Annotated in this window: 9 protein-coding genes and 3 pseudogenes; 7 read left to right on the top strand and 5 right to left on the bottom strand. The window is 69.5% G+C overall.

Going from position 1 to position 12,887, the window contains the following annotated elements; genetic code table 11:
• Positions 1-39: 39 nt before the first annotated feature.
• From RGU41_RS12930 to RGU41_RS12910, 5 genes and pseudogenes are all read left to right on the top strand, one after another.
• Positions 40-453: a cytidine deaminase gene (locus tag RGU41_RS12930; protein WP_323508119.1), complete on the top strand. Its 414-nt coding sequence runs from the start codon at positions 40-42 to the stop codon at positions 451-453.
• Positions 450-1,760, top strand: coding sequence for a thymidine phosphorylase (locus RGU41_RS12925; RefSeq protein WP_134449405.1), 1,311 nt, complete (start codon positions 450-452; stop codon positions 1,758-1,760). The genes RGU41_RS12930 and RGU41_RS12925 overlap by 4 nt, the downstream gene beginning before the upstream one ends.
• Positions 1,761-1,869: 109 nt before the next feature.
• Positions 1,870-2,989 (top strand): annotated as a pseudogene (locus RGU41_RS12920) (adenosine deaminase).
• Between the two features lie 41 nt (positions 2,990-3,030).
• Entirely contained in the window at positions 3,031-3,507 is a 477-nt protein-coding gene (locus RGU41_RS12915; RefSeq protein ID WP_134560706.1) for a PTS sugar transporter subunit IIA, read from the top strand.
• Positions 3,504-3,776, top strand: a complete 273-nt coding sequence (locus RGU41_RS12910; RefSeq protein WP_134449402.1) for a PTS sugar transporter subunit IIB — start codon at positions 3,504-3,506, stop codon at positions 3,774-3,776. Before RGU41_RS12915 ends, RGU41_RS12910 begins: the two co-directional genes overlap by 4 nt.
• 67 nt (positions 3,777-3,843) lie before the next feature.
• On the opposite strand, the gene RGU41_RS12905 is transcribed toward RGU41_RS12910, so the two are convergent.
• Together RGU41_RS12905 and RGU41_RS12900 are read right to left on the bottom strand one after the other, a co-directional pair.
• A complete protein-coding gene (locus RGU41_RS12905) occupies positions 3,844-5,664 on the bottom strand; it encodes a phospho-sugar mutase (protein WP_416172972.1) in 1,821 nt (606 codons plus the stop codon).
• 323 nt (positions 5,665-5,987) lie between these two features.
• Complete coding sequence (locus RGU41_RS12900) at positions 5,988-6,821, bottom strand: purine-nucleoside phosphorylase (protein ID WP_134560705.1); 834 nt, start codon at positions 6,819-6,821, stop codon at positions 5,988-5,990.
• 181 nt (positions 6,822-7,002) lie between these two features.
• On the opposite strand from RGU41_RS12900, the pseudogene RGU41_RS12895 reads away from it, so the two are divergent.
• Positions 7,003-8,437 (top strand): annotated as a pseudogene (locus RGU41_RS12895) (NAD(P)H-quinone dehydrogenase).
• A gap of 108 nt (positions 8,438-8,545) precedes the next feature.
• Here RGU41_RS12895 and RGU41_RS12890 read toward each other — a convergent pair.
• The 3 genes and pseudogenes from RGU41_RS12890 to RGU41_RS12880 all read right to left on the bottom strand — a co-directional run bounded on the left by RGU41_RS12890 (position 8,546) and on the right by RGU41_RS12880 (position 11,502).
• On the bottom strand, positions 8,546-8,899 hold the full coding sequence (locus RGU41_RS12890; RefSeq protein WP_134449077.1) for an MmcQ/YjbR family DNA-binding protein: 354 nt from the start codon (positions 8,897-8,899) through the stop codon (positions 8,546-8,548).
• Positions 8,900-8,953: 54 nt separating this feature from the next.
• Positions 8,954-10,724 (bottom strand): annotated as a pseudogene (locus RGU41_RS12885) (acetyl/propionyl/methylcrotonyl-CoA carboxylase subunit alpha).
• Between the two features lie 109 nt (positions 10,725-10,833).
• Entirely contained in the window at positions 10,834-11,502 is a 669-nt protein-coding gene (locus tag RGU41_RS12880; protein WP_322136424.1) for a nucleoside triphosphate pyrophosphatase, read from the bottom strand.
• A 57-nt stretch (positions 11,503-11,559) separates the two neighbouring features.
• Between RGU41_RS12880 and RGU41_RS12875 the strand changes: the two genes are divergently transcribed.
• Entirely contained in the window at positions 11,560-12,873 is a 1,314-nt protein-coding gene (locus RGU41_RS12875; RefSeq protein WP_322136423.1) for a class I SAM-dependent RNA methyltransferase, read from the top strand.
• The last annotated feature ends 14 nt before the right edge of the window (positions 12,874-12,887 follow it).

The raw sequence follows: 12,887 nt of genomic DNA, 5'->3' as shown, positions 1-12,887 counted from the left end.
AACGAACCCGCACGAAATAACGAACCGGAGTCCGGCCACGTGGCTCCCGCCATCGACTGGGCGCTCCTCCGCAGCATCGCGACCGAGGCGATGAGCCTCGCATACGCGCCGTACTCGAAGTTCCCCGTCGGCGCGGCCGCCCTCGTCGACGACGGCAGGGTAATCAGCGGATGCAACGTGGAGAACGCCTCGTACGGCCTCACTTTGTGCGCAGAGTGCGCCCTCGTCTCCGTGCTGCATCTCACCGGCGGCGGCCGGCTCCTCGCCTTCAGCTGCGTCGACGGCAACGGCAACCTGCTGATGCCGTGCGGCCGCTGCCGCCAGCTCCTCTACGAACACTCCGCACCCGGCATGCTGCTGGAAACAGTCTCGGGCCTCCGCACCATCGACCAGGTCCTGCCGGATGCCTTCGGGCCCCGCCAGCTCGCCGACTACCGGGAAGAACACCAGTGAACACCCAGACCCACCTCGAAGCCTTCGACGCCGTCGACCTGATCCGCACCAAGCGCGACCACGGCGAACTCGCCACCCCCCAGATCGACTGGCTGATCGACGCGTACACCCGCGGCTACGTCGGCGACGAGCAGATGGCCGCGATGACCATGGCGATCTTCCTGAACGGCATGACCCGGCGGGAGATCAAGGACCTCACCCTCGCCATGATCAACAGCGGCGAGCGGATGAGCTTCGCCGGCCTCGGGAAGCCGACCACCGACAAGCACTCCACCGGCGGCGTCGGCGACAAGATCACCCTCCCACTGATGCCGCTCGTCGCGGTCTTCGGCGCGGCCGTCCCGCAGCTCTCCGGCCGCGGCCTCGGGCACACCGGCGGCACCCTCGACAAGCTCGAGTCGATCCCCGGCTGGCGCGCCCACCTCAGCAACGAGGAGATGTTCGCGCAGCTCCGCGACCACGGCGGCGTGATCTGCGCGGCGGGCGGCGGCCTCGCCCCGGCGGACGGCAAGCTCTACGCCCTCCGCGACATCACCGGAACCGTCGAGGCGATCCCGCTGATCGCCTCCTCGATCATGTCGAAGAAGATCGCTGAGGGCACGAGCGCGCTCGTCCTCGACGTGAAGTTCGGGTCCGGCGCCTTCCTGAAGGACATCGAGCTCTCCCGGGAACTCGCCCGCACGATGGTCGCGCTCGGCGAGGATGCCGGGGTGGCGACATCCGCCCTGCTCACCAACATGAACGTGCCGCTCGGCTTCGCGATCGGAAACGCGAACGAGGTCCGCGAATCGGTCGAGGTGCTCGCCGGCGGCGGACCTGCAGACGTCGTCGAACTCACGATCGCCCTCGCGACCGAGATGCTCGACCTCGCCGGAATCGAAGGCGTCGACGTCGCCGCTGCCCTCACCGACGGGCGGGCCATGGACAAGTGGCGCGAGGTCATCCGCGCCCAGGGCGGCGACCCGGATGCCGCGCTGCCGGTCGCGAAGGAAACCCACGTCGTCACGGCGGACCGTGACGGAGTGCTCGTCGAGCAGCAGGCTCTGCCGTTCGGGATCGGCGCCTGGCGTCTCGGGGCGGGCCGTGCCCGCAAGCAGGACCCCGTGCAGCACGCCGCAGGGATCGACCTGCACGCCAAGCCGGGCGACACCGTGCGCGCAGGGCAGCCGCTCTTCACCCTCAGCGCCGACGAGCCGGAGCGTTTCGCCAGGGCCCTCGAGGCCCTCGAGGGCGCGTACCGGATCGGCGAACCCGGCGAGCCCGTGCTCGACGGCGGCCCCCTCATCGCCGAGCGCATCGGTGGCTGAGCCCGGCTCGATCTCCTGAACGGGATCGGTTTGTTGCCGATCACGATAAATTACGGGAGTTATGCCTGGGGAGGGGCCGGGGGAGGCCGGGGCCGGTAGATTGGTGAGCGTGAATACGAGCCTTGAGGAATTCCTGCTGCCCGGTGGTACGAGCATCAATGCGCTGCCCAAAATATCGCTGCACGACCACCTCGACGGCGGCCTGCGCCCCCAGACGATCATCGAGCTCGCGGAGGCCATCGGTCTCGCCCTGCCGTCGACGGAAGCTGCCGCCCTCGGCGATTGGTTCGCCGACCAGGCCAACTCCGGCTCGCTCGTGGATTACCTCAAGACCTTCGACGTGACGACGGCCGTGATGCAGACCAGGGAGGGCCTCATCAGAGTCGCCCGCGAATTCGTGCAGGACCTCGCCGCAGACGGTGTCATCTACGGGGAGATCCGCTGGGCACCCGAACAGCACCTCACCCGCGGGCTCACCCTCGACCAAGTCGTCGAGGCCGTGCAGGAAGGCCTCGAGTCCGGCGTCGACCAGGCGGCAGAATTCGGGTCCACCATCCGGGTCGGCCAGCTCATCACCGCGATGCGCCACGCGAACCGCGGCCTCGAGATCGCCGAACTCGCCGTACGCCACCGCGGCAACGGCGTCATCGGCTTCGACATCGCCGGCGCGGAGCTCGGCTTCCCCGCCCGCAACCACCTTGCAGCATTCGACTACCTCGCCAAGGAGTTCATGCCGGTCACGGTGCACGCCGGAGAGGCCGACGGGCTGGGCAGCATCCGCGGTGCCCTCTTCGACGGCCGCGCACTGCGCCTCGGCCACGGCGTGCGCCTCGCCGAAGACATCGTCATCGGCCGCGAGGACGACGACAACACGCTACATCACCCTCGGCCCGGTCGCCCAGTGGGTGCGCGACCGTGAGATCGCCCTCGAACTGAGCCCGTCGTCGAACCTGCAGACCGGCGCAATCGCCGCCTGGGGCGATGACCTACTCGACCATCCCTTCGACCTGCTGTATCAGCTCGGCTTCCGGGTCACCGTCAACACCGACAACCGGCTGATGAGCGACACGAGCCTGAGCCAGGAACTCGCGCTGCTGAGCGACGCCTTCGGCTACGACATCGACGACCTCGAGGTCTTCCAGCTCAACGCCGCCCAGTCCGCGTTCCTCCCGCTCGAAGAGCGCGAAGAACTCGCCGACGCCATCGTCGCGGGCTTCGAAGAGGCCTGAGAGTCCGCGGACCCCGCCACGCAACCCCAGTGAAAGAACCTATGCAACTCCCAGACCTGCCTCTTACCGCCATCGCGATCGGCATCCACGTGGCCGACTGGCGCGCCGCCGTGACCGCGGCCGGCGACGGTCTCGTGCGCTCGGGGTCGACAGGCCCCGGCTACACGAAACGGATGATCGACGTCATCGACGAGTTCGGCGCCTACGTCGTGATCGCCCCGGGCCTGGCCCTCGCCCACGCGCGCCCAGGCCCCGACGTCATCGCAGAGGGCCTGAGCGTCGTGACGCTCGCGGAACCCGTCGCCTTCGGCCACCCGCACAACGACCCGGTCAGCGTGGTCCTCGGCCTCGCCGTGACGACGGGCGATGAGCACGTGCTGCTCGTCGCCGAACTCGCGAACCTCTTCAATGACCCGCGGGTCATCCCTGCGCTTGCGGCCGCGACGGATGCCGCCGGCATCCGTTCGCTGCTCGGCGTGACGGCACCCGCCGGAGAAGCCAACGGGGTCCAGGAATGAAGATCGTCGCCCTGTGCGGGGTCGGAGTCGGCACCTCCGCGATCCTGAAGATGAACGCAGAACGGGCTCTCGCCCGGCTCGACATCGACGCCGAGGTCACGGCGACCGACGTTGCCTCCGTGCAGACCGTCGGCGCGGACGCGCAGGTGATCCTGACCTCATCGGAGCTCGTGGCCCACATCGGCAAGACCAACGCGGACATCGTCGTCATCGACAACTATTTCGACCTCGACGAGCTCACCACCAAGCTCGAGGACGCGCTCGGCTGAGCCCGGTGCGGTGCGGTGCGGTGCTTCGCGTGCCGGGCCCTGAGGTCCGAGTCCTGCGCGGTGAGCCCTACGCGATGAGCTCGCGCATACCGCGCTCGAGCTCGGCGAGCACGGCGTTGGCGGCGACCTGGCGCTCCACCACCGTGCCGACGACGCTGCTCGTGTCGAGGTAGACCTTGAGCTTGGGTTCTGTGCCGCTCGGGCGCACCATCACCCGGGCCCCTCCGACGAGGCGGATCCGGAGCACGTCGCTCGGGGGCAAGCCGAGGAAGCCGCCGGCGAGGTCGTCGATGTGGTCGACGCGGATCCGGCCGATGAACACGGGCGGGTTCGAGCGCAGCCGGTCCATCACCCGGGAGATCGACGACAGGTCGGTGACGCGCACCGAAATCTGGCTCGACGAGAAGTGCCCGAACCGGCCGCTGAAGTGGTGCAGGTGGTCCGCGAGGGTGAAGCCCTCGTTCTTCAGGTCGCTCACGAGGGACAGCAGCGCGAGGGCCGCGGAGATGCCGTCCTTGTCGCGCACGGTCGTCGGGTTCACGAGGTAGCCGAGGGCTTCCTCATAGCCGAACACCAGACCGGGGGCGCGCGAGACCCACTTGAACCCGGTGAGTGTCTCTTCGAAGCGCATGCCGTAGGCATCCGCCACGGCCTTCAAGGCCGGCGACGAGACGATCGAGCAGGCCAGAGTGCCGCTGCGCGGGGCCGGGGCGGATGTGTCCGCGTCGTCGTCCGTGGCGGCGTCGTCGGCGATGGGCGCCAGTTCTGCCCGTTCCGCGGCACGCCAGCCGAGGATCGCACCGACCTCGTTGCCGGTGAGGCGACGGTATCCGCCCGCGGCGTCGGCGTCGGGGATCGCGATCGCGAGGCGGTCGGCGTCCGGGTCGTTCGCGATGATGAGTTCGGCGTTGATCTCGCGGGCGGTCGCGAAGGCGAGGTCGAGGGCGCCCGGCTCCTCCGGGTTCGGGAACGCGACGGTCGGGAAGGTCGGGTCCGGGGCGATCTGCGCGTCGACGAGGGTCGGCAGGTCGTAGCCCGCAGCCTCGAGCACGCGGCGGGTGGTGTCCCAGCCGACCCCGTGCATGGCCGTGTACACGGCGTTGACCTGGGCGCGCGGCGGGCCGACGGTAGCGGCGGTCGCGGCGATGTAGGCCTGGACGACGGTCTCCTCCGCGGTCTCGTAGACGCCGCGCGGCAGGTCGGGGATGGTCGTGTGCGTCGCCACGCGGTGGATCTCCGCCGCGATGAACGCGTCGTCCGGTGAAACGATCTGGGATCCGCTGTTCGCGCCGCCGAGGTAAACCTTGTAGCCGTTGTCGGCCGCGGGATTGTGCGAGGCGGTGACCATGACGCCGGCGCTCGCGTCGAGGTGGCGGACGGCGAAGGCGAGGACGGGCGTCGGCAGCAGTCGGGGCAGCAGGATGGCGCGGACGCCGGCACCCGCCATGATCGCGGCACTGTCGGCCGCGAAGACCTGGGAGTTCTTGCGGCCGTCGTAGCCGATCACGACGGAGGGGGTCTGGCCGGGAAGGGCGGTTCCGATCAGGAACGCGGCGAGGCCGGCCGCGGCCTGGGACACGAGGACGCGGTTCATCCGGTTGGAGCCGGCGCCGATCGCGCCGCGGAGGCCGGCCGTTCCGAAGGCGAGGCGCTCGTCGAAGCGGGCGTGCAACTCGGTGATGGCTGTCTCGTCCGCGGACTGTGCCCCGCGGAGCAGGGCGCGCAGTTCGGCCTGGGTCTCGGGGTCCGGGTCCTGGGCGAGCCAGGCGGTGGCCGCGGCGACCGTGGTGGCGTCGTCGGGCGCAGGGGCCGGTGCAGACGTCGTCGATGCCCGAACGGGGTGGGCGCGCGCTGCCGGGACGAAGGCCGCCGCGACGGTGGCGTCCATTTCCGCAGTGACGGGGGCTTGTTCGTCCGCGGCGGATGCCGGGTGGGCGGTCAGTGGGGCAGCGGCGGGTTCCTCGGCTGCTGCCGGAACTGCCTCCGCCGCTTCGGCTGCTGCCGATACTGGAACCGCCTGGGCGGCCGCCGGGACCGGAATCTCCACGATCTCGAGCGCGAGGGTCGGGGGCAGTGCGGAAGCGGGAGCATCCGGCAATGCCCGGTGACGCCCGCGCGCGCGAACCTCACCGGTGCCGGTCAGCTCGGAGTCGACGGGCCCTGTGCTGGTGGGCCCGGTGCTCGTGGGCCCGGTGCCGGTCTCGGTCGCGCTCACAGGGCGGCCACGATCCTGGCGAGGAGTGCGCTGATCACGGGTTCGGCCTGCTTGCCTGCGACGAGCACTTCGGCGTGGCTGAGCGGCTCCTTCTGGATCCCGGCCGCGAGATTGGTGATGAGGGACAGGCCGAGGATCTCCATGCCGGCCTGGCGGGCGGCGATGGCCTCGAGCGCCGTCGACATGCCGACGATGTGGCCGCCGATCGCCTTCGCCATCTGCACCTCGGCGGGGGTCTCGTAGTGCGGTCCGCGGAACTGGCAGTAGACGCCCTCGTCGAGCCCGGGGTCGATGGTGCGGGCGAGGTCGCGCAGCCGCTTCGAATAGAGGTCGGTCAGGTCGATGAAGGTCGCGCCTTCGAGCGGCGAGTCCGCGGTGAGGTTGATGTGGTCGCTGATCAGCACCGGCGTTCCGGGGGTCCAGGTCTCGCGGATGCCGCCCGCCCCGTTGGTGAGGATCATGGTCGTCGCGCCCGTTGCCGCAGCGGTGCGTACGCTGTGCACGACCCGGCGGACGCCGTGGCCTTCGTAGTAGTGGGTGCGCGCGCCGATGACGAGAGCCCGCTTGCCGTTCGGCAGGAGCACGGAACGCAGAGTGCCGACGTGGCCTTCGAGCGCGGGGGCGCTGAATCCGGTGATCGACTGCGCGGGGATCGTGTGCGTGGTCTCGCCGATGAGCTCCGCGGCCTTGCCCCAGCCGCTGCCGAGGGTCAGCGCGACGTCGTGATGGGTGACGCCGGTCAGCTCGGCGATTTCCTCCGCCGCGATCCGGGCGATCTCGAATGGATCGGTTTGTGGCTCGTCCAGCGGGTTTGCGTCGATCGTCGGCATCCCCCCACTCTATTCGCCCGAACCAATTCGACGGAGATTTTGGGCATTCGGGGCCCAAAGTGCCCTCTCACGCGCGGAAATCTCAGAAACTTCGTCGAATTCGTCCGGCGCGGGCGTTGGGGCGGGCGGATGCCCCCTGCAGGGATTGGTGGCGAAGGGCGGCGGACGGCAGAATGTCACCATGGCCTACGAGTTCGAACGCAAGCAGCAGATCGTCATTCTCGGCGGAGGGCCCGGCGGATACGAAGCGGCGATCGCCGGAGCACAACTCGGGGCGGAGGTCACCCTCGTCGAAGAGGTCGGCGTCGGCGGGTCGGCGGTCATCACGGACGTGGTGCCCTCGAAGTCCCTCATCGCAACCGCTGAGGCCACCAACTCCATCGGCGACGCGACCGAGCTCGGCGTCCAGCTCTACGTGCGCGGCGCCGACGGTAAGCCGAGCCGCCCCGAGGTCGCGATCAACCTCGCCGCCGTCAACAAGCGCCTCCTCGCGCTCGCCCGCCAGCAGTCCGAGGATATGCGGGCCACGCTCGTCACCGCCGGAGTGCGCCTCGTGCAGGGCCACGGCCGCCTCGACGGCACGAGCGGCGTGATCGTCGCGACCTCGGAGGCCTCCGGCACCGATTTCGACCGGATCAGCGCCGACACCATCGTCGTCTCCGTGGGCGCGAGCCCGCGCATCCTCCCGACCGCGGTCCCCGACGGTGAGCGCATCCTCACCTGGACCCAGCTCTACAACCTGCGGGCGGTGCCCGAGCACCTGATCGTCGTCGGGTCCGGCGTCACCGGCGCCGAGTTCGCCTCGGCGTACCGGGCCCTCGGTGCCCGCGTCACCCTGATCTCGAGCCGCGACCAGGTGCTGCCCGGCGAGGACGCCGACGCCGCCGCCGTGATCGAGAACGTCTTCAAGCGCAACGGGATGGTCGTCCTCAGCAAGTCCCGCGCCGAATCCGTCGTCGTCACCTCCACCAGGGTGCTCGCGACCCTGTCCGACGGCCGCAAGGTCGAGGGCAGCCACTGCCTGATCGCCGTCGGCTCTGTGCCGAACACCCACGGGATCGGCCTCGAGGAGGCCGGAGTGCAGCTGACCGACTCCGGGCATATCCGGGTGAACCGGGTCGCCCGCACCTCGATGCCGAACATCTATGCGGCCGGAGACTGCACGACCGAGCTGCCCCTCGCATCCGTCGCCTCGATGATGGGCCGCACGGCGGTGTTCCACGCGATGGGCGACGCGGTGAACCCGATCGAGATCCGCAATGTCGCGGCCAATATCTTCACCCAGCCCGAGATCGCGACCGTCGGCTGGACGCAGAAGCAGATCGAGGACGGGCTCGTGCGCGGGACCATCTACAAGCTGCCCCTCGCCGCGAACCCGCGGGCGAAGATGATGGGGATCAAGGACGGCTTCGTCAAGCTCTTCGCGACCACGACCACCGGCACCGACGATCGGCGGCGTCATCGTCGCCCCGAAGGCGAGCGAACTCATCTTCCCGCTCGCGCTCGCCGTCGAGCACCGGCTCACCGTCGATGAGGTCGCCAGGGCCTTCCCGGTCTACCCGTCGCTGACGGGCTCGATCACGGATGCCGCCCGGGCGATGCACATCGTCCTCTAATCCCGAACGGATCCCCACACACCCCGACCCGCGTCCTCGCGAGAGTGCACTTTCGGCCCATAAAGCGCGGTTTTAAGGGCCGAAAACGTACTCTCGCGGGACGGAGGGTCAGCCCTGGAGGGACTGCCGGATGGCGCGGGGGAGAGCGGCGACGATGATCGCGTGCGACTCGGTGATCAGCTCGCGCACGTGGTCGGCGGGAACGGAGCCGTCGAGTCTCACGGTCACCCAGTGCCGCTTGTTCATGTGGTACCCGGGCTCGATGCCGGCAACGCTCCGGATCAGCCGCGGCACGTTCTCCGGGAGCGCCTTGAGCGTGATCGACCGGCGCGGGGCATCCGGCTGGTCGACGGAGAACATCTTGCCCGCGACCTTCATCACCCGGGCCTCCGGCCCGAACGGGTACGTCTCGACGGCGCCGTTCAGGTCGAGCAGGAACGCGGTCAGTTCGTCCGGATCCACGACGGTCCCCTTTCCCGGCCGACGATGAGCGAGCGGATGCCTGCAGTGCGGTGCCTACGCGGCGTCGGTCACGGCGAGCAACAGATACCCGCTCGACACCGTGGCACCGACGACGGCGCCGATGCTGCCGATCACGCCGTCCTTGTGCGCGGTGAGCGGGTGTTCCATCTTCATGGCTTCGAGCACCAGCAGCAGGTCGCCCTTGACGACGACGTCGCCTTCAGCGACGGCGAGCTTGACGATCGTGGCCTGCATCGGCGCGACCACGGCGTCGCCGATTGCCGTGTTCACCGAGTGGGCCACGCCGCGGCGACGCGGGGCGGGACCGGCGGTGCTTTCGGCGGTGCCGGGCAGGAGACGCACGGGGAGGCTGACCTCGATGCGGCGGCCCTCGACCTCGACGACGACGTTGTGGCGCTTCTCGGCGGTGCCCAAGTCGGTGAGGGAGCCGTTCCACGGTTCGATGTCGTTGACGAAATCGGTTTCGATCCACCGGGTGTAGATCGAGAACGGCTCGCCGTCCGAGGGTGCGAACGCGGGGTCGCGCACGATCGCGCGGTGGAACGGAAGCACGGTCGGGAGGCCGGCGATGTCGAACTCGTCGAGGGCGCGGCGCGAACGCTCGAGCGCCTCCTCGCGGCTCGCGCCGGTGACGATGAGCTTGGCCAGCAGGGAGTCGAAGGAGCCGGAGATGACGTCGCCGGCCTGCACGCCGCTGTCGACGCGCACGCCGGGGCCGCCCGGCGCCCTGAAGACGTGCACGGGGCCGGGAGAGGGCATGAACCCGCGGCCGGGGTCTTCGCCGTTGATCCGGAATTCGAAGGAGTGCCCGCGCGGGATCGGGTCGTCGTAGTCGAGGCGGCCGCCCTCGGCGAGGCGGAACTGTTCGCGGACGAGGTCGATGCCCGTGACTTCCTCGGAGACGGGGTGTTCGACCTGGAGCCGGGTGTTGACCTCGAGGAAGGAGACGGTGCCGTCCTGGCCGATCAGGAACTCGCAGGTGCCTGCGCCGAGGTAGCCGACCTCCTTGAGGATGGCCTTGGACGCGCGGTACAGCTCGTCGTGCTGAACGGTCGTGAGGAACGGTGCCGGTGCCTCCTCGACGAGCTTCTGGTGGCGACGCTGCAGCGAGCAGTCGCGGGTGGAGACGACGACGACGTTGCCGTAGGCGTCCGCGAGGCACTGGGTCTCGACGTGGCGGGGCTTGTCGAGGTACTTCTCGACGAAGCACTCGCCGCGACCGAAGGCGGTGACGGCCTCGCGCACGGCCGAGTCGAAGAGCTCAGGGACCTCTTCGCGGGTGCGGGCGACCTTGAGGCCGCGTCCGCCGCCGCCGAAGGCCGCCTTGATCGCGACCGGCAGCCCGTACTGGTCGATGAAGTCGAGGACCTCTGACGCGCCCTCCACCGGGTTGAGCGTGCCTGGGGCCATCGGAGCGTTCACCCGCTCGGCGATATGCCGCGCGGAGACCTTGTCTCCGAGCTGCTCGATGGCGTCGGGAGACGGGCCGATCCAGACCAGGCCGGCGTCGATCACGGCGCGGGCGAAATCGGCGTTCTCGGCGAGGAAACCGTAGCCGGGGTGCACGGCGTCGGCACCCGAACGGCGGGCGACCGAGAGGATCTTCTCGATGACCAGGTAGGTTTCTGCGCTTGTCGTACCGTCGAGCCCGTACGCCTCATCTGCGAGGCGGGCGTGCACGGCGTCACGATCCTGGTCGGCGTAGACGGCGACCGAGAGAATGCCGCTGTCTTTCGCGGCTCGAATCACCCGGCACGGCAATTTCGCCCCGGTTGGCGATGAGGACCTTCGTTATGCGGGACACAGTGCCTGAGCTTATTGGAGTTCCCGCCCGAGACTTTGGTTCTCCTCAACAAAAAGAACCCCCAAAAAGGTATGGATGCCTACAAAGCGCCTCCGGAACCCGCTGAGAGTCAGGCGTTCGAGCGGTTCCAGAGGCTCGGCCAGGAGTGCCCGAGACTCAGCACGAGCCGACGCAGCGTCGGCAGGGACAAGCCGACGACGGTCGAGGGATCGCCCTCGATGTGGGTGATGAACGGGGCTCCCAGACTGTCGATCGTGAAGGCCCCCGCCACGAACAGGGGCTCTCCCGTCGCGATGTACGCGTCGAGCTCGGCGTCGTCGATGTCGTCGGCGAAGGTCACGTCGGCGACCGCGACGGCCCCGACGGCCCGGCCGGGCACACCGGCCCGGTGTTCGATGAGCCAGTGGCCGGAGTAGAGCTGCCCGGTGCGGCCGCGCTGCAGCTCCCAGCGTTCCCTGGCCCGCTCGGCCGTGTGCGGCTTGCCGTAGATCACGCCATCGATGACGAAGACGGAGTCCCCGCCGAGCACGAGGTGCACGTCGTCACCGTCGGCGGCCTCGGCGTCCAGGGCGACGATCGCCCGGGAGACGTCCTCCGCCTTGGCGCGAGCGAGCAACTCGACCGTGTGACGGGGCGTCAGCGGTGCGCCCAGCATTTCGGCGGCATCCGCTGCGACTTCGTCTTCGTCGACGCCGGGCGCGATCGTGACCGGCTCGATGCCCGCGGCACGCAGGAGCGTGAGCCGGGCCGGAGAGGTCGAAGCCAGATAGAGGCGCATGGTTCCCTTTGTGCCGCGAAAGAAGCGGCGATAGAAGCGATGTGGGATGCTCGAACAATGGCCACCAGCAATGACACACCGGCGAATCTCCCCGCACACGCAGCCGAGGTGGGTACTGAACTCGAACTCCTCGTCACCAACGTAGCTCACGGCGGTATCTTCATCGCCAGGCACGAAGGCCGCGTGGTCTTCGTGAGCGACACCCTGCCGGGGGAGCGCGTGCGCGCCCGGCTCACCTCCGCGAACCACAAGAGCTTCTGGCGCGCGGAGACCGTCGAGGTCCTCGACGCGGCCCGCGAACGCCAGCCGCACATCTGGGCCTCCGCTGCCGTCGAGCGCGACCCGGACGACCGGGCCGGCGGCGCGGAGTTCGGCCACATCGAACTCGGCTTCCAGCGCGAACTCAAGCGCCAGGTGCTCGCAGACTCCCTGAAGCGCATGGCGAAGATCGAGTCCGACGTGGTCGTCGAACCCGTGCCGCTCGGCCCCAACGCCTCGCCAGGCGACGCGGCGGACGGCACAGGTTGGCGCACCCGGGTGCGCCTGCACGTCGACGAAGACGGCACGGTCGGCCCATACGCGGCCCGCTCCCACCGGGTGATCCCCGTCGGCGATCTTCCCCTCGCCGAGCGGATGCTCGAAGCGGCCGCCCCGCTCGACCAGCGTTTCCCCGGAGCGGCTTCGGTCGACGTCGTCTCCCCGAGCCTCGGCACCGTGCAGATCCTCGTCTCGGAGCCGGACGCGCGCGGTAAGCCCAAGGCCACCTCGCGCACCCTGATCCGTGAGGTCGTCGGTGACCGGGAATTCCGTCTCGACGCCGGCGGGTTCTGGCAGGTGCACGTCCGCGCCGCGGACACCCTCTACCACGCCGTCCAGGACCTGATCGATCCCGAGCTGTTCGACCCCCGTGCCACCAACCTCGACCTGTACGGCGGCGTCGGGCTGCTTGCTGCGGCCGTCGGTGACAAGTTCGGCAGCACCGTCCGGATCACCTCCGTCGAGAGCGACGCGCACGCGACCGACTTCGCCGCAGAGAACCTCGCGGAATGGGTCGGAGCGAGCGTTCGCACCGACCGGGTCGACCGCTTCCTGGCCGGCCTGGTCCGGGACGCGAGCGCGGCCGAACGGGCGAAGCACCAGGCGGCGACCGTCGTCCTCGACCCGCCGCGTTCCGGCTCAGGCCACGAGGTCATCGACCAGCTCGCGGTGCTGTCCCCGAAGCAGATCGTGTACGTGGCCTGCGATCCCGTCGCCCTCGCCCGCGACATCGCCCTCCTCAACGGGCACGGATACGAGCTGCGGAAGCTGCGCGCGTTCGATCTCTTTCCGAACACTCATCACGTGGAAGCCGTCGCCCTGCTGTCCAAATAGCTATCGTTGACGTG

The sequence above is a fragment of the Cryobacterium sp. 10C3 genome, from assembly GCF_034314285.1.
Classification (GTDB): Bacteria; Actinomycetota; Actinomycetes; order Actinomycetales; family Microbacteriaceae; genus Cryobacterium; species Cryobacterium glucosi.
The sequence above is the reverse complement of the archived record's forward strand: the minus strand, read 5'-3'. Positions and strand labels throughout refer to the sequence as shown.

Coding starts and splice junctions, on each gene's coding strand:
- RGU41_RS12915 (WP_134560706.1), top strand. CDS start 3,031: ATGCAACTCCCAGACCTGCCTCTTACCGCCATCGCGATCGGCATCCAC.
- RGU41_RS12910 (WP_134449402.1), top strand. CDS start 3,504: ATGAAGATCGTCGCCCTGTGCGGGGTCGGAGTCGGCACCTCCGCGATC.
- RGU41_RS12905 (WP_416172972.1), bottom strand. CDS start 5,664: ATGGACGCCACCGTCGCGGCGGCCTTCGTCCCGGCAGCGCGCGCCCAC.
- RGU41_RS12900 (WP_134560705.1), bottom strand. CDS start 6,821: ATGCCGACGATCGACGCAAACCCGCTGGACGAGCCACAAACCGATCCA.
- RGU41_RS12880 (WP_322136424.1), bottom strand. CDS start 11,502: ATGCGCCTCTATCTGGCTTCGACCTCTCCGGCCCGGCTCACGCTCCTG.
- RGU41_RS12875 (WP_322136423.1), top strand. CDS start 11,560: ATGGCCACCAGCAATGACACACCGGCGAATCTCCCCGCACACGCAGCC.